Source organism: Lyngbya sp. CCY1209, assembly GCF_035615495.1.
Taxonomy (GTDB): Bacteria; Cyanobacteriota; Cyanobacteriia; order Cyanobacteriales; family Microcoleaceae; genus Limnospira.
In genome coordinates, this window is record NZ_JAJENU010000540.1 from 29,259 (window position 1) to 46,137 (window position 16,879).

Here is a 16,879-nt window from a genome sequence, read left to right on the forward strand (position 1 = left end):
CGACTACAGGGGAACCTCTTCTGAGGCGGGGTCGCCGACTTCCGAAGCCTCGATCTCCACGGGGAGGGCCTCTGGTTTCGGATTGGCGAAGTGAGGTAAAATCTCTTCCATAAAGGCTTCGGCCGCCTTCGACCGGTAGCGGTTGGGGTTGTAGATGACCGAGAGCATCCGCTTGATCGTCACCCGGTCAATTTTGGGAGTCCGCAGCACTTCCATCGCCAACTCCTTCTCGATCGCCGAGGTGGAGACGAAAGCCACCCCCAACCCCGACTGGACGGCGTTCTTGATGGCTTCGATGGAACTCAGTTCCATCTCGATTTTGAGGCGGGTGGTGTCGATCCCGGAGCGGCCGAGTACCTGGTCGATCACCTTGCGGATGGTGGATTGGGCGTCGAGGCTGATGAACTGCAACTCGTAGAGATCCTCGTGTTCGATCACCTCCCGCCCGGCGAGGGGATGGGAAACCGCCACGATCAAAGCCAGTTCGTCTTCAGCGTAGGGGAGCACCTCCAAGGACCCGGCCAGTTCCGAGGAGACTTCACCGCCGACGATCGCCAGGTCGAGCTGTCCGTTGACCACACTCCAGGCGGTGCGCCGGGTGGAGTGGACGTGGAGTTGCACGGCCACGTCCGGGTATTTCGCCCGGAACATCCCGATCATGGGGGGCAGGAGGTAGGTGCCGGTGGTTTGGGACGCCCCGACGATCAGCGTCCCCCCCCGGAGATTTTGCAGGTCTTCCAAGGCGCGGCAGGTTTCCTGGCACAGGGCGAGGACTTTCTCGCCGTAGCCGAGGAGCAGGTGGCCGGCCTCCGTTAGTTGGGCGCGGCGCCCCCCCCGGTCGAACAGGGGCACGTTCAACTGTCGCTCTAGGTTCTGCACCTGCAAGCTGACAGCCGGTTGGGAAACGTACAGGCGATCGGCTGCTCGCTTGAAGCTTCCTTCGCTCGCGATCGCTTGGAGGATGCGTAATTGATCTAGCGTGAACGGAAGATCTGACATGGTGCTTAACCTCATCGGCTGCAAAGAAGCCCCTCGAACAAGCGGGGATCGCTTTCTTTCAGCATACTGCGGGATGATCTGTATTTGAGTTAACTTTCATTATCTGGTGAAGAGGTCAAAATGTCTTATCAATGGCTGAGTCCTAGCCATTTTATTATGGCGGGGTTGTTACTGTGTTTCGCGATCGCCCACAGCGGTCTGGCCGCCCTCAGACCCGTGCTGGAAAAGGTTTTCGGCGCCCGACTCTACCGCATTTTCTTCGCCCTCGTCAGCCTGTCCCTGGCGGTAGCCCTGATTATTTACTTTTTCAACCACCGCTACGACGGCCTGCAACTTTGGCAGATCCAGGGCATCCCGGCCATCCAACCCATCGTCTGGGTGCTCTCGGCGATCTCGTTTTTATTTTTGTATCCCTCCACGTTCAATTTGCTCGAAATTGCCGCGATCGCCAAGCCGGAAGTCCACCTGCACGAAACCGGCATCATCCGCATCACCCGCCACCCCCAAATGGTCGGACAGGTGATCTGGTGCGTCGCTCACACCCTCTGGATCGGCACGACGTTCACATTGCTCACATCCGTGGGTTTGGTGCTGCACCACCTGTTCGGCGTCTGGCACGGCGACCGGCGGCTGCGGGCCCGGTTTGGGGACTCCTTTGAACGCCTCAAAGCCCGAACTTCGGTGATTCCGTTTTTGGCCATCCTCCAGGGGCGACAAACCTTCGTCCTGGGGGAATTTTTGCGCCCCGCCTACCTCGGGGTCGCCATTTTCATCCTCCTGCTTTGGAAAGCTCATCCGCTATTAATTCGTGTCACGGGTAACGTAGGCTGGTAGCATGATCCCAAGGTATAAAATTCTTCGTTAATAAAATCACATCATGCTTTTATCGGTCAGCGAGCAGCAGTTTTCCAAACAGGTCTTGGGGGCTTCTACGCCCGTTCTGGTTCACTTCTGGGCGCCGTGGTGCGGGCTGTGCAAACTCATCGTCCCCCAACTGCGACAATTTCAGGCCCAGTGGAAAGGTCAGGTGAAGTTGGTGGGGATCAATGCCGACCAAAGTTTGAAATTGGCCAGCACCTACCGGCTGCAAACGCTGCCCACCTTGATCCTGTTTGACGACGGACGGGTTCTGAACCGACTCGAACAGTTCCACGGCCGCGAAGATCTGTTGCGATCGCTCAATGCGTTCATGCTCGACTACCAAAACGGCGGCGACGTCCGGGCGATCGAGGCCCCCGAATACCTGAAAGTCAATTAGGGTGTGCGGGCGTGGGGGAAGCTCCCTGGAGCTCCAGGGGTCGCCTCCGGTCGCCTCCCGACTCCCTAATACCGACTCCCGAGTCCCCTTCTCCCCCCCGTCGCGGGCCAAAAGTCTGTAAAAAGATGGAACTTTAATCAGAAGCGCCGGACTCTGTGTCACAATTGGGATCGTTTGACTCATTTGTTAAGAAGTATAAAGCTCTCATCAGTTATGGAACCCCTTTATCAATATGCCGGGTTGATTCCAGTGTTGCCCTTAATCGGGGCAATGGTGGTGGGCATAGGGCTGATCACGTTCAACAAAGCCACGAACCGCATCAGACAGGGAAGCGCGATTTTTTTGATTTCCCTGCTCGGCCTGTCGATGGTTTTGTCCTTCGCCCTGCTCTGGAGTCAAATCAACGGCCACGAACCCTACACCCGCATGATCGAGTGGGCGGCGGCCGGCGACTTCAAAATCAGCATGGGCTACACCGTGGATCACCTCACCGCCGTCATGTTGGCGATCGTGACGACGATCGCGCTGTTGGTGATGGTCTACACCGACGGCTACATGGCTCACGATCCGGGATATGTTCGCTTTTATGCCTATCTGAGCCTATTTAGCTCCTCCATGCTGGGTCTGGTACTCTGTCCGAACCTGATCCAGGTCTATATTTTTTGGGAACTGGTGGGGATGTGTTCCTACCTGCTGATCGGATTCTGGTACGATCGCAAACCCTCCGCCGACGCCTGCCAAAAGGCCTTCATCGTCAACCGCGTCGGGGACTTCGGCCTGCTGTTGGGGATGTTGGGACTCTACTGGGCCACCAACACCTTCGACTTCGGCCTCATGGGCGATCGCCTCGAACAGCTCGTGGAGAGCGGCTCCATCGCCGGTCCCCTGGCGGCTCTGTTCGCCGTCCTGGTCTTCCTCGGCCCGGTGGCCAAATCCGCCCAGTTCCCCCTCCACGTCTGGCTCCCGGACGCGATGGAAGGCCCCACACCCATCTCCGCCCTCATCCACGCGGCGACGATGGTGGCCGCCGGTGTCTTCCTGATCGCCAGGATGTACCCCGTCTTCGAGGGCCTGCCCGTGGCGATGGACACGATCGCCTGGACGGGCTGTTTCACGGCCTTTTTGGGCGCCACCATTGCCATCACCCAAAACGACATCAAAAAAGGCCTCGCCTACTCCACCATCTCCCAACTGGGCTACATGGTGATGGCGATGGGCGTGGGGGCCTACAGCGCCGGACTGTTCCACCTGATGACCCACGCCTACTTCAAGGCGATGCTGTTTCTGTGTTCCGGTTCCGTCATCCACGGCATGGAGGGGGTGGTGGGACACGACCCCGTCCTCGCCCAGGACATGAGGCTGATGGGCGGACTGCGGAAATATATGCCGATCACGAGCACCTGCTTTCTGATCGGGACTTTGGCGATTTCTGGCATCCCCCCCTTCGCCGGCTTCTGGTCCAAGGACGAAATTCTCGGCAGCGCCTTCGCCGCCAACCCCGCCCTGTGGCTGGTGGGCTGGCTCACCGCCGGGATGACGGCTTTTTATATGTTCCGGATGTATTTCACCACCTTCGAGGGCCAATTCCGGGGCGCTGACACGACGATTCAGAAGGCGTTACTCGCCGAAGCTGAAGGCCCGAACTACGCCTTCGGCCCCGGCGCCATGAATCCCGAGGAACTCGAAGGGGAAGACCACGGTCACAGCCACGGCCACGGCCACAGCGACACCCCCCACGAGTCCCCCTGGACGATGACGTTCGCCCTGATGGCCCTCGCCGTCCCCTCGGTGTTCATCGGACTCGTCGGCACCCCCTTCGGCAACTATTTCGAGATGTTCGTCCACGCCCCCGGCGAGTCTACAGCCGAGGTGATGGAACAGTTGTCCGAGTTCGAGTTGACGGAATTTCTGATCATGGGGGGGAATTCGGTGGGCATCGCCCTGATCGGCATCACCCTGGCATCGATGATGTACCTGACCCGGAAAATCGACCCGGCGGCGATCGCCAAACGGATCGAACCCCTCTACAAGTTCTCCCTCAACAAGTGGTATCTCGACGACATCAACGATTTCCTATTCGTCAAAGGCTCTCGCCGTCTCGCCCGCCAGGTGATGGAGGTGGACTATCGCGTGGTCGATGGCGCCGTCAACCTGACGGGTTTGGTGACGCTGGTGACGGGGGAAGGCCTGAAATACTTAGAGAACGGCCGCGCCCAGTTCTACGCCCTGATCGTCTTCGTGGCGGTGCTGGGATTTGTCGTCTTCTCCGGCATCAGCTAATCGCCCGACGCGGGTCGTTCTGGAACCGGGGGGGAATCGGTTTTTCCCTTTTGTCCCAGATATAGCTTAATTCCCCCACAGGCAAGGGTCGCGATCGCACCGGCGATCGCCCTTCGCCCCCGACCCGCGCCAACCGGCTCTTGTCAACGGACACAAGACAATCACATAGATGACAATGGCTAATTTTCCTTGGCTGACAATCATTATTCTGTTTCCAATTGTCGCCGCGCTGCTGGTCCCGCTGATCCCCGACAAGGACGGCCGGACCGTGCGCTGGTTCGCCCTGATCGTGGGGCTGATCGACTTTGCGATCATCATTTACGCTTTCTGCACCGGCTACGAACTCGGCACCCCCGGCCTGCAGTTGGTGGAGCGCTATTCCTGGGTCCCCCAAGTGGGCCTGAGTTGGTCTCTGGGGGCCGACGGTCTGTCGATGCCCCTGATCATCCTGACCGGATTCATCACCACCCTGGCGATTTTAGCCGCCTGGCCGGTGACGTTGAAGCCGAAACTGTTCTACTTCCTGATGCTGGTGATGTACGGCGGCCAGATCGCGGTGTTCGCAGTCCAGGATATGCTGCTGTTCTTCCTGGTGTGGGAATTGGAACTGGTCCCGGTCTACCTGATCCTATCCATTTGGGGCGGTAAAAAGCGCCTCTACGCGGCGACGAAATTCATCCTGTACACGGCGGGGGGATCGCTGTTCATTTTGGTCGGTGCCCTGACGATGGCCTTCTACGGCGATGTCGTCACCTTCGACATGGCGACGATCGCCCTCAAAGATTTTCCCATCAAGCTGCAACTGCTGCTCTACGGCGGTTTCCTGATCGCCTACGGGGTGAAGTTGCCCATCTTCCCCCTCCACACCTGGCTGCCGGACGCCCACGGCGAAGCTACCGCCCCCGCCCATATGTTGCTGGCGGGCATCCTTCTGAAAATGGGGGGTTACGCCCTGCTGCGGATGAACGTGGGGATGCTGCCGGATGCCCACGCTACCTTCGCCCCCATTTTGGTGATTTTGGGGGTGATCAACATCGTTTACGCGGCGTTGACATCTTTCGCCCAGCGGAACCTGAAGCGGAAAATCGCCTACTCGTCGATTTCCCACATGGGTTTCGTGCTCATCGGCATGGGATCGTTCACGGAAATTGGCGTCAGCGGCGCGATGTTGCAGATGATCTCCCACGGCCTGATCGGGGCGAGTCTGTTTTTCCTGGTGGGCTGCACCTACGACCGCACCCACACCCTGATGCTCGACGAGATGGGCGGTGTCGGCCAGAAGATGAAGAAGGTCTTCGCCATGTGGACAACCTGCAGCATGGCGTCCCTGGCCCTGCCGGGGATGAGTGGCTTCGTGGCCGAGTTGATGGTGTTCATCGGCATCGCCACCAGCGACGCCTACAACGCCACGTTTAAGGTGTTGGTGGTGTTCCTGGCCGCGGTGGGCGTGATCCTGACGCCGATTTACCTGCTGTCGATGCTGCGGGAAATCCTCTACGGCCCGGAAAACAAGGAACTCGTCTCCCACGAGAAGTTGGTGGACGCGGAACCTCGGGAGGTGTTCGTAATCGCCAGTTTGTTGGTCCCGGTGATCGGGATCGGGCTCTATCCGAAGGTGGTGACGCAGATGTATGACTCGACGACGACTCAACTGACGGCGTTGATGCGGCAGTCCATGCCGACCCTGGTGAAGGAGACGCCGGTCGCGAAAAGCGATCGCCCCTTCGTTTCGATGGTCGCCCCGAAAATCGGCGAGTAAGATTTCGGGTTTTTCTCAATTCATTTTTGAATCTCCCCGCGACCGGGGGGATTTTTTTTGCGGGGATGAAGCGATCGCCTCGGAACGCCAACCGCTCGCACCCGAATCCATCGCCAGATTCACGGAAATTTCGTCGGGCCGTCACAGCTTGCATCGGAAAATCTGACGATGATGGAACCATCCAACCACTCACCGATTCGGAGACTCTGGACCTTCATCACCGGTTGGCCCGGATGCGATCGCGTTCGGGGAATCGCGGCCTTTTTTTCCAAAAATTCCGGCCTTCCGGTCGATTTCCCGAGGCGAAAAATTGGCTAAAATGAAATCACTCGCAGAACCAACTCATCCCGAAACTCCATGAATCCATTTCCCGACAATAATCCCAACTCCCGCCGCGACTATCAATCCCCCAACGGCCTGGAAAATCTCAACGCCCCCTCCGACTCGGAAATCGAAGACGAATACTTTCAGGAACAAGATCCCCGGGTCGTCAAACAAATCCGCCGTTCTTTTCTGTTTTTGACCGTCGTCGGTTTGGTCGTCGGACTATTTGTGGCCGCCGCAGTTTTGTACATTTTAAATCGTTTCGATATCAACGCCCAACCGGGCAATCCACCCCTAGAAAACCTGCAGTAATTCTATCAAATCCTGATCATTAACCACACAACATCCGTAGCCGCAGCGATCGGGAAAATTTTCTTTCACCCTTTCCCCCTTTCCCTTAATCCCTCCCTACACCCGATCGCAGTCTGTTTGGTCAATAACTGGATCTGATATTATTTCGAGTTGTACCGCTGTTCGGCAATTTCCTTGACCTTTTCAGCAAAGCGAGGGTAGTTTTCCAAAACGTTGTCGAAATCTTCTTTTAAAAGCACGAACAATTCGCAGTAAGTCAGGGTTTTCACCGAGGCGGTGCGACGGCTGGAGTAGAGGAGGGCGATTTCGCCGAAAAATGTCCCGGCGGACATGGTGCGGTAGACCTTCCCGGTCTTCTCGGAAAAGGCCTGCACCTCCCCCCGCTTGATGAAATACATCTCATGTCCGATTTGTTCTTCCCGGATGATGTAATCCTCGGGGGGCAGGATGCGGGGTTTCAATTTGACGACCAAGGCTTCGATACAACAGGGGTCGGCATCTTTAAATAGGGGAACTTTTTCCAACAATTCGCAATAGAGATGCAGATAAATTTCGGTTTTGAGGGAGTTGGGAATTTCGTCGAGAAAACCGAGATCTAAGGACGTGTCTCGGTGGCATTCCCACAGATATTGATAGTAGTCGCGGACTCGGGATTGCAGCTTGGGGGGAATTTTGCGATCGCGCATATAGGACTGCACTTGGTCGAGTTTCTCCCGAAATCGGGTCTGACTCGCGTCCAAATTGCTGACCACCGAGGCGACGTTGCCGATGATAAACGCATACATCGACACCCCCAAAATCATCACCACCAAAGTGAAGGCAATTTCCAGATTGCTGGTGGGGGTGATGTCGCCGTATCCGACGGTGGTCAGGGTGGTGATTGACCAGTACAATGATTTCATGTATTGGGTGGTGATCGATGCGGATTCCAAGTTGGAATTGGACAGCCAAGAATCCCCGTACATCAACGCCGAACTGCCGATCAAAAACCAGATGCAGGCGACCCAGTGATCGATTAGAAAAATGATCAAAACCAACTCGCTCATGCGGACGATCGCGGGGTTGACTCTGACATTGGTTTCCCACCGCCGGAAGATCTTAAAAAATTGTGGAAGCCTCAGCAGGCGGGGAATTCTCAACATTCCCAGGGCCATGATGGAGAAGGTGGGCAAAAGAATTTGAGCGAGTAAATCCAGGGGAATGCTGGAAATCAAACTCAATTTTAAATCTCCGTTTCGGTAACGTCTGGAAATTTGTATTCGGTCGGTAATACACTCGCCTTGGTCGATGTAAGCGATCCGAAATCGCAAAAATATATCGAAAATAAAAATAAAGTCCGCCAGACAATCGAACCCAATCCACCAACGATGCAAGACTCCGTGAAAGGCGATGCGGAAAGGGACGACGATGAAATTATATAAAATTGCCAAAACTAGCAAAAATTCCCACAGCGTAACCGGTTTTGATTCGGGATGTAAAACGCGCATTTGGGCTTCTCACAAGCGATCGATTCCGCACAATAACAAGGTGCAACTGCATTTCAGGTCGATGTCGAAGAACCGGACATCCGTCGCCCTCTGCCCCGTCCTCAACCATCAGCAACTCCTCAGTCTCTTCTCAGGAGAATTTCAGTTGGCTGAGTTTGGATAGACGGGAGAGGGCGAAAGTCGGGAAAGAGATTTTCCCCGATTCGACTCGGACGGCGGGAGGTTTTCGGAGGTAAGTTGATACAATCATTGATAATGATAATACACGATCGCAATTTTAACGATGATTCAAACCAGCATTACACCCTTTCACCGAAAAATCGGCTCTCCTTTAACCAAACGTCCCGTCACCGTTTTGCAGATCAACCTGGGGAAGCGGTGCAACCTCGCCTGCACCCACTGTCACGTGGAAGCGGGGCCGCAGCGGACGGAGGAGTTGACCCCCGAAATTGGCGACCAACTGATCGAATTGATCCGCCGATTTCCGCAAATTAAAACCGTCGATTTGACCGGGGGCGCGCCGGAAATGAACTTCGGTTTCAAACCCTTGGTGGAGGCGGCGCGATCGCACCATAAAGAAGTCATCGTGCGATCGAATTTGACGATCTATTTCGTAGCCGGATTTGAAGAGATCCCCGACTATTGCGCCCGCCACCAACTCCGCATCGTCGCATCCCTCCCTTGTTACTTGGAAGATAACGTCGATCGCATGAGGGGTTCGGGGGTTTACAACGACTCGATCGCCGCCCTCCAAAAACTCAATCAACTCGGCTACGGACGGGACGAAAACCTGATTTTAGATCTCGTCTACAACCCCACTTTGCCGACTTCCAACAACTTTTCACTCCCCCCCCGACAAGAACAATTGGAGGAGGATTATAAAGTCTACCTGCGGGATCAATTCGACATCGAATTTAACAATTTGTTGACGATCACAAATCTCCCCATCGGCCGCACCAAACAATTTTTGGAACGGCAGAACCTCCACCGCCCCTATCTGGAATTTCTCGAACAAAACTACAATTCCGATACCGTCGAAAATTTGATGTGTCGGAACGAGCTGTCTATCGACTATCTGGGCAACGTCTACGACTGCGATTTCAACCAAATGGAAAACCGACCCGCCAAAACCCCCGAGGGGGAAACTTTGACCGTCAAAAAACTGTTGGATGCCGGCAGCTTAGATCTCATTCAAACCGTCCACACCGAAGCTTACTGCTACGGCTGCACGGCGGGGTGCGGGTCGAGTTGCGGCGGTTCGTTAATTTAATTTTGACTGCCATGAAAGCCTCACCTTCAATCAAACCCAAAATGCGCTTATCGAAAGCCATCAAATTTGTCGGAATTGCGATCGGAGTCGCCGTTTTAATCGTGCTCGGAAAATTACTCGGAATACAAGATCTGCTCAAAAATGCCCTGGACTGGATCGACAGTTTGGGTGCCTGGGGTCCGGGAGTGTTGATCGCCATTTACATTCTCGCCACGGTTTTATTTCTCCCCGGTTCGATCCTCACCCTCGGCGCCGGATTTCTGTTCGGCGTGGTTTGGGGTTCGATTTACGTTTCCATCGCCTCCACATTGGGCGCCACCGCCGCCTTTTTGGTGGGGCGATATTTTGCCCGGGATTGGGTGGCGAAAAAAATCGCGGGAAACGAACGGTTTAAAGCCATCGACGATGCGGTTGCCAAAGAAGGGTGGAAAATCGTCGGGCTCACCCGCCTGTCCCCCGTCTTTCCCTTCAATTTACTCAACTACGCCTTCGGTTTGACTCAAGTTTCCCTGGGGGACTATTTCTTCGCCTCCTGGATTGGCATGATGCCGGGGACGGTGATGTACGTCTATATCGGTTCTCTGGCGGGGAGTTTGGCAACATTGGGCACCGGGGAGCGATCGCGCACTCCCGCCGAGTGGGTCCTGTACGGGGTGGGACTGGTGGCGACGGTTGCCGTCACCGTCTACGTCACCAAAATCGCCCGCCAAGCGTTGGACCAAAAAATCGCCGAGTCCGGCGAGTCGTAAACGGCAGGTCGGGGAGGTCGGGAGATGAGGAGAGACATCGGAGGGAAATCGGGCATCAGCGGCCTTTTAATGGCGCTGGGAGACGCGCTCTGGCGAATTTTGACAAAACGTCGGTTTTGGCTCCTCCTCGCCACGATCGCCCTCCTGTGGCTGGTGTACGGGAGTCCCTGGCGGGGCCGTTTCACCGGGGCGGCGTTGGCGGGACAGTTGGAGAGTCTGGGAAATTGGGCGATCGTCTGGTTCGTGGCGGTGTACGTCCTGTTGACGGTGGCGGGGGTTCCCGGCGTCCCCCTGACGGTGGCGGGGGGGTTGGCGTTCGGCTTCGCCTGGGGGGCGATTGGGTCCGTGGTGGGGGCGACGCTGGGGGCGATCGCGGCATTTTGGATAACCCGCTATCTGATGCGGGACTGGGCGGAACGGAAATTCGGGCGCCACCGGGCGTTAATTCGGTTCAACCGGGCGATCGCCAAAAATCCGCTACAATTCGTGTTGGCGGTGCGTCTGGCCCCGATTTTTCCCTTCAACCTCGCCAATTTTCTCTTCGGTTTGACCCCCGTCGGACTCAAACCCTACGCGATCGGCACGTTTTTCGGTATCATTCCGGGTACGCTGACCTACACTTGGCTGGGTATCGCCGGGAGTCGGGCGTTGCGGGGGGGCGATCGCTGGTCGTTTATCCTCAGTGCGATCGTCGTTTTGGGGTTCTTTCTGTTTCCCCTGGTTTTTCGGAAGCGATGGTTTTAATATCAGTTGTAGCGCTTGGGCGCCTCTTACTCTGGGGCTCCCATCCCAACACCGATCGCCGATTTATTGTTACGATTGCCAGCGGTAGCGACTCAGGGAAATTCGGTTTTCGGCGTTGAATGCGATGCCTTCCGATTCCAATAGCGATCGCTGCAAATAGTCGGTTCCCCGCCGGAATGGGGAATGGGAAATTTCGCCTTTGGCGTTGATGACGCGATGCCAGGGGATATCGGATGTTTCCCAATCGACTTTGTGCAGGGCGTATCCCACTACGCGGGCTTTTCCGGCTAGGTTTGCCAGTTCCGCAATTTGTCCGTAGGTGGCGACTTTTCCGGGGGGGATTTGGCGGACGATCGCATATATTTCGGTATAAGCGGACATGGGGAAATTTTACCACAGAGGCACAGAGAACACAGAGAGAATTTTATTGAGGGGTTTCTGGTGTCGGAGAGGGAGATGATTCTTGGGGTTGTTCCGCTTCCGGTTCGGGGGTTTCTTCCGGTTCTTCGGCGAGTTGCCACTCTTCTAAGGGGGGACTGATGGCGTCGATCGCACCCTCGGAAATGACCAAAATTGCAACCTGTTCGGGGAAGGTTTCGGGGGGATCGGCGATCGCGTAAATTGAATTGCCGGTGAAGTCGGATGTTCCCAAAATTAATCGATGTTTTGTGTTATCCTTTAGTTGGATATCTATGATGTTTTTGGAGTCTTCTAAGCCGTAATCGGATAACTCGGATTTGGAGAGGGTCAGACTGCGGACTCCGGAATCGGGATCGGATGGATTACTTTGACTCGTCACCAGTTGGTTTAACACCCCGTCCACCCTCGCCAAGTTCGCCGGAGATTGGACGGGTTCGATCAATTTCCAGGGGGATTTCGCGTCGGTTTCGTCTTCTCCCACCCGTTCGATTTTTAGGGTTTTATCTTCGGTTTGGATAGTCAGAGATTGGATGTCATCTTTGGAGACATCAAAGATTTGATCCTGTTTCGCCTGAATTTCTTCCTGTCGTGCTTTTCCCCGGATTTCAAAGATGTAGACTCCCCCCGCCAGAATGATGGCGGCGATCGCCAATATTAACGTCGAACGCTGAAATTTCATACGCAAACCTCCGAGAAATTGAACATTGTTAATTAGGGTGTAGGGTGTAGGGTGTAGGGTGTAGGGTGTAGGGTGTAGGGTGTAGGGAAAGTCAAAAATAACCCATTTCCGATTCCCGACTCCCGATTCCCGATTCCCCAATTACCGCCGACGCCACCAGAGGAAGCCGGCGATCGCAAATGCAACCAGGGGGAAAATAAAGATCGCCATCAACTGTAGGAAGCGACTCAGCGGGGGAGTCATCAGGATGCGGCGGCTGGTGGCGGGTTTGACGCCGATGGACAGGGTTTCTTGATCCGTACTCAGCCAGGTGATGGAATTGATAAACACATCCCGGTTGAGTTGCTGATCGAACCAGCCGTTTGTGGCAAATTGAGAATTTCCCAATACCACCAATTTCGCTTCTTCCGGAGTTTCTTCCGTTTCCGAAGTTTCCCCTTCGTCGGCGGTTTCTGATTCCGGAGTTTCCGTTGCGGCGGCTTCTGGAGTTTCTGGATTTTCCGTTTCTGTGGCTTCCGGAGTTTCGGAAGTGTCCGTTTCTGCAACCGATCGCGTCAATGCCACCCCCAAAGAAAGGGGACCTTGGCGATCGGCTTGGGGGTCGAATTCCAACCGTCCTTCCACCAGATTAGCTTCCGCCCAGCTTTGCGGGTCCGTCCAAATCAGCGGGCTCTCCGTCACCCCCTCCACCGGGCGAGTTTCCACCGGCCGTGCGGAAGGATAGATGGAAATATTATTGCCGAAATCGCGGGTGATGGGATGGTCGCCGTATTCGCGGACGATGGGGACCGTCGGACCCAAACCCACCAACCGGCCGCTGCCGGTGGCGTCGATCGCAACCCGATCGTCCAATTTCACGCCCCACTCTTCGAGCAAGCTATCCAAGCCGGGGTCCGTGTCCGGGTCGATCATCAAAAACAGGCTGCCGCCGTTATTGAGATATGCGGTTAATGCCTCGACTTCCCCCTCGAAGAGTTCCTGCCTCGGACCGGCGATCGCGATCGCGTCCGCATCCTCCGGGACCTCCGTCGCCTCTGCCAGGTTGAGGGGTTCGACGATGAAGTTTTTGTCCTCCAAACTCGCGATCGCCTCTTGCAGGCCCCCCTGTCCCTCGCCGAGGGGACGTTCGCCGTGCCCCTGCAGGAAGTAAACTTTGGGGGTGCGATCGCTGAAAATTTGTTCGATGCTGTTGGTCAGCTTGGCTTCCGTCAGGGGTTCCAACCCTTCGACGGGGACTGACTGGCGGCGATCGTTCGCCTCCAGATAAATTTCCCCGAAGTCCCGGATGCCGAACTGTTCCGCCACCCCCGGTTGCAACTGCGGATCGACAAATTCGTACATGAAATTGCCGGACGCCTGTTGTCGGTAGCGATCGAGGAGGGCTTTGGTTTCGGGGTTTTGAGTGCGATCGAAAATCCAAACTTTAACAGGTTGGTTCAGATTCTCCAAAATCGTCTGGGTCTGGGGGGCGAGGGTGAATTGCTGGTTTTCTGTCAAATCGATGCGGACCGGGTTGCGGACGGCGAGAAAATTGACCAGTCCCAAAATCACCAGTACCGACACCGTGGCGGTGAGGGCGTTGGTGCCCGCCTCGGCGGACCGGGTGCGATCGCGAAGCGGTGTCGAAGTTTGCGATCGCAGGTAATTTTGTAGCACAAACCACAGACCGATGATCACCGCCCCGGCGATAATCAGCGCCAGGGGCACGGGTTGCCAAACTCCCGACACCACCCCCGCCGACAATCCCGCGATCGCCAACATCGGACCGAGCCAAAACAGATATTTTAAGATCTTCCAACTGTTTGCAATTTTTTTCATAGGACGGCTGCTTAGGAACGCTGGAAGCGGAACGCATCGATGGACTGGGCGGTTAAAAATACCCCCAAAATGACATAACTCGCGAATAGCACCAAACTGCTCAGATCGATAACCCCCTGCACCAAATTGGTGTAATTGGAAATTAAGGATAGGTGAGTCAGGGCTGACCCGACCACTCCCCCCACCACGCTACCGATCAGATCCATCACCCACAAAAATAGCACCACAGCGAAGGTGAGAATCGCCGAAAGTAGGGTGCTGTCGGTGAGGGAAGAAATGAACATTCCCAAGGAGAGGACCCCGGCGGCGAGTAAAATTAACCCCAGGTGGGAGACGAGTAAAATCGCCGGGGACATGGGAGGAGTCGCCACACTCAGGGCGATCGCCTGCAACGCCATCAGCGGCAATACCATTGTTATATAAAATGTCAGGACGCCCAACAATTTCCCCGTCGCCACCCCCCAGTTGGTAATCGGGGAAGTCGCCAGCAGTTCCAGGGTACCGCGTTTGCGTTCCTCCGCATAGAGCCCCATCGACAGCATCGGGAGCACGAACAGGGACATGGTACCCATTAATCTCAAAAAGACCTGTAGGAATTCGTAGGGCAGATCGATGGGATCTGTCAGTCCCAACTGATCGCGGTAGGCGACTTGTTGGATGAGCCCTTCGGGTCCGAGGAGGATGGCGACGAAAAAATATCCCGTCAGCAGCCAAAAAATGCCCGCGATCGTGTAAGCGAGGGGTGAGGCAAAATAACCTTGCAGTTCTTTGCGGTAAATGGCGAGGATATTGCTGAAAATTACAAGCATTTTTTATAGGGTGTGGGATGTGGGGTGTGTTCGGTGGGGTTGAGAAACCGGGTTTCTACCCGCATCTGCCATGAAAACCCGAATCGATCTTAGAAACCCGGTTTCTTGGCATTGTTCCGAATTCAAGTTGTTTCTTTCTCCTCATCGGGTTCGGATTCTTCGGCGGGAGTCTCTTCCGCCACGGGAACTGATTCCGCCGTCTCGGATTCCTCCTCGGGGGGGGAGGCGGCGAGGGTGGCTTCCTGTTGGGCGGTGAGGGTCAGGAACACATCCTCCAAACTCGCCCGGGTGCGCCGCATCTCGTAAATTTTGAATCCCTGGGCGACGCAGGCGGCGATCAACTCCGGACCGGGCTCCTGTTGGGATTCGCAAATGACCTGTATCCGCTGCCGCGGTTCTTCCGCCGACTCCGACAACAGTTCCACCGATCGCACCCCCGGCACCTCCGAGAGCGATCGCACCGCATCTTCGGCTACCGGTCCGGCAACTTCGATCTCGTACCCCCCGCCCGAAGTCAACTGTTCCATCAAGTTATCGGGAGTTCCCGTCGCCACGATCCGCCCCCGGTTGACGATCGCTACCTGGGAACAGGTCATGCTCACTTCCGGCAGGATGTGGGTCGAGAGGATAATGGTATGGTCCCCCGCCAGACTTTTGATCAGGTTCCGCACCTCGATAATCTGCCGCGGGTCCAGCCCCACCGTGGGCTCGTCGAGGACGATCACCGGGGGATCGTGGACGATCGCCTGGGCGATTCCCACCCGCTGCCGATATCCCTTCGACAGCTTGCGGATCAAACTTTTTCGCCGGTCCAATATGCCGCAGCGCCGCATCGCCGCCTCCACCCGGGTTTTGCGATCGCCCGCCGCCACCCGCTTGATCCGGGCGACAAAATGCAGGAACCCCTCAACGGTCATGTCGGGGTAAAGCGGCGGCGTCTCCGGCAAGTACCCGATCCGCTCCCGCACCGCCATCGATTGTTCGTGCACTTCATATCCGGCGATGCGGGCAGTTCCATAAGTCGCGGGCAGGTAGCCGGACAATATCCGCAGCGTCGTGGTCTTCCCGGCCCCATTCGGCCCCAAAAATCCCAAAATTTCCCCCGCTTTCACGGAAAATGAAACATCCTGAAGGGCGGGGGTGGTTCCGTAAACCTTGCACAAGTTCTCGACTTCGATCATCGCTGGTCGCTCAATTTGGGACGGTGCCAATTGGCTTTCCTGTTTGGAGAGTACCCAAAGACGGAACTTTCCTCAACAGATAATATCAGATCCGCCCGCCCCCCTGTTGCTAAGAACAAATAACCTCTCCGTGTCCTCTGTGCCTCTGTGGTGAAATTTTCCGAGTCTCCAAAGACATTGAATATAAATAAAACTAATCATTTTAAGAAAAATGTTTTAAATTTACGAACACAAAAGTTTAACAAAACTTCACAATCTCAAATTTTATTGAGAATTACTTTTATTTAAAAACGAGTTGACAGGCTTTGAGGGCTGTGGTAGTATTTTCACACTGCCAATGGTGTATCTGAAATCGGTCGGTCGGCGATCGCACCCCGCCCCGGCGATTCCCGGCACCTCCAGAATTTCCCCCCGCGACAAAAGCCAAAATCCCCGCCAAAACAGGAAAAGGCGCGATCGCACTTCGAGTTATCGCCATTCCAAATAGCAGCCGAGAGGCGGATCGAGTTTCCCAAAATTAGCCATATCCCCGCGTCTTGCCATCGCTTTCGACGCACGAGTTTGGTTTACAGAACTTTACAAAAATCGGGGTGGGGGTTGACAAATTTTGATTTTTGTGCATATCGGGGTGCGATCGCTCTGCTAGAAAGCCAGTTAATTCTCATCCCCAAACCCGACTTAATCTCAAAACAAATCCCGGCAATACATCGTCACCGGGAAGTTCTATTGGATTGTCCAAAACTTCGACTTCTTGTCCGGGGCGGTAGATTTCTACCCGTCGATTTTGGGG

General features: G+C 55.5%; 16 protein-coding genes and 1 pseudogene. 8 read left to right on the forward strand and 9 right to left on the reverse strand.

The window, feature by feature from the left end; genetic code table 11:
- Window positions 1–3 precede the first annotated feature (3 nt).
- Complete coding sequence (locus tag LKE08_RS18285) at window positions 4–999, reverse strand: LysR family transcriptional regulator (RefSeq protein ID WP_324705688.1); 996 nt, start codon at window positions 997–999, stop codon at window positions 4–6.
- Window positions 1,000–1,119: 120 nt separating this feature from the next.
- Here LKE08_RS18285 and LKE08_RS18290 point away from each other — a divergent pair, with 120 nt between their 5' ends.
- The 5 genes from LKE08_RS18290 to LKE08_RS18310 all read left to right on the forward strand — a co-directional run bounded on the left by LKE08_RS18290 (window position 1,120) and on the right by LKE08_RS18310 (window position 6,932).
- A complete protein-coding gene (locus tag LKE08_RS18290) occupies window positions 1,120–1,833 on the forward strand; it encodes an NnrU family protein (protein WP_324705689.1) in 714 nt (237 codons plus the stop codon).
- Between the two features lie 43 nt (window positions 1,834–1,876).
- The gene (locus tag LKE08_RS18295) at window positions 1,877–2,257 is read left to right on the forward strand and encodes a thioredoxin domain-containing protein (RefSeq protein ID WP_324705690.1); all 381 of its coding nucleotides are present in this window, start codon (window positions 1,877–1,879) and stop codon (window positions 2,255–2,257) included.
- Window positions 2,258–2,470: 213 nt separating this feature from the next.
- Complete coding sequence (locus LKE08_RS18300; RefSeq protein ID WP_324705691.1) at window positions 2,471–4,537, forward strand: NAD(P)H-quinone oxidoreductase subunit 5; 2,067 nt, start codon at window positions 2,471–2,473, stop codon at window positions 4,535–4,537.
- Window positions 4,538–4,712: 175 nt separating this feature from the next.
- Window positions 4,713–6,296: an NAD(P)H-quinone oxidoreductase subunit 4 gene (locus LKE08_RS18305; RefSeq protein WP_324705692.1), complete on the forward strand. Its 1,584-nt coding sequence runs from the start codon at window positions 4,713–4,715 to the stop codon at window positions 6,294–6,296.
- A 357-nt stretch (window positions 6,297–6,653) separates the two neighbouring features.
- Window positions 6,654–6,932, forward strand: coding sequence for a hypothetical protein (locus LKE08_RS18310; RefSeq protein ID WP_324705693.1), 279 nt, complete (start codon window positions 6,654–6,656; stop codon window positions 6,930–6,932).
- A gap of 140 nt (window positions 6,933–7,072) precedes the next feature.
- On the opposite strand, the gene LKE08_RS18315 is transcribed toward LKE08_RS18310, so the two are convergent.
- Complete coding sequence (locus LKE08_RS18315) at window positions 7,073–8,419, reverse strand: ion transporter (protein ID WP_324705694.1); 1,347 nt, start codon at window positions 8,417–8,419, stop codon at window positions 7,073–7,075.
- Window positions 8,420–8,702: 283 nt separating this feature from the next.
- On the opposite strand from LKE08_RS18315, the gene arsS reads away from it, so the two are divergent.
- From arsS to LKE08_RS18330, 3 genes are read left to right on the forward strand one after another with little or no spacing between them, the layout of a single operon-like run.
- Window positions 8,703–9,689 carry an arsenosugar biosynthesis radical SAM (seleno)protein ArsS gene (gene arsS / locus LKE08_RS18320; RefSeq protein ID WP_324705695.1) on the forward strand — a complete coding sequence of 329 codons (987 nt, stop codon included), beginning with the start codon at window positions 8,703–8,705 and terminating at the stop codon, window positions 9,687–9,689.
- 11 nt (window positions 9,690–9,700) lie between these two features.
- Window positions 9,701–10,438: a TVP38/TMEM64 family protein gene (locus tag LKE08_RS18325; RefSeq protein ID WP_375341441.1), complete on the forward strand. Its 738-nt coding sequence runs from the start codon at window positions 9,701–9,703 to the stop codon at window positions 10,436–10,438.
- Window positions 10,439–10,462: 24 nt separating this feature from the next.
- On the forward strand, window positions 10,463–11,182 hold the full coding sequence (locus LKE08_RS18330; RefSeq protein WP_324705696.1) for a TVP38/TMEM64 family protein: 720 nt from the start codon (window positions 10,463–10,465) through the stop codon (window positions 11,180–11,182).
- Between the two features lie 69 nt (window positions 11,183–11,251).
- Here LKE08_RS18330 and LKE08_RS18335 read toward each other — a convergent pair whose 3' ends face one another.
- The 7 genes and pseudogenes from LKE08_RS18335 to LKE08_RS18365 form a co-directional block, all read right to left on the reverse strand.
- A complete protein-coding gene (locus tag LKE08_RS18335) occupies window positions 11,252–11,563 on the reverse strand; it encodes an MGMT family protein (RefSeq protein WP_324705697.1) in 312 nt (103 codons plus the stop codon).
- Window positions 11,564–11,606: 43 nt separating this feature from the next.
- The gene (locus LKE08_RS18340; RefSeq protein WP_324705698.1) at window positions 11,607–12,281 is read right to left on the reverse strand and encodes a DUF4340 domain-containing protein; all 675 of its coding nucleotides are present in this window, start codon (window positions 12,279–12,281) and stop codon (window positions 11,607–11,609) included.
- 141 nt (window positions 12,282–12,422) lie between these two features.
- Window positions 12,423–14,099 (reverse strand): Gldg family protein, encoded by a 1,677-nt coding sequence (locus LKE08_RS18345; protein WP_324705699.1) that lies wholly within the window; start codon window positions 14,097–14,099, stop codon window positions 12,423–12,425.
- A gap of 11 nt (window positions 14,100–14,110) precedes the next feature.
- Window positions 14,111–14,908: an ABC transporter permease gene (locus tag LKE08_RS18350; protein ID WP_324705700.1), complete on the reverse strand. Its 798-nt coding sequence runs from the start codon at window positions 14,906–14,908 to the stop codon at window positions 14,111–14,113.
- A gap of 122 nt (window positions 14,909–15,030) precedes the next feature.
- Window positions 15,031–16,089 (reverse strand): ABC transporter ATP-binding protein, encoded by a 1,059-nt coding sequence (locus LKE08_RS18355; protein WP_324705701.1) that lies wholly within the window; start codon window positions 16,087–16,089, stop codon window positions 15,031–15,033.
- 280 nt (window positions 16,090–16,369) lie between these two features.
- Window positions 16,370–16,567: a hypothetical protein gene (locus LKE08_RS18360; protein WP_324705702.1), complete on the reverse strand. Its 198-nt coding sequence runs from the start codon at window positions 16,565–16,567 to the stop codon at window positions 16,370–16,372.
- A 183-nt stretch (window positions 16,568–16,750) separates the two neighbouring features.
- Window positions 16,751–16,879, reverse strand: a pseudogene (locus LKE08_RS18365) (Uma2 family endonuclease); the annotation flags it as partial.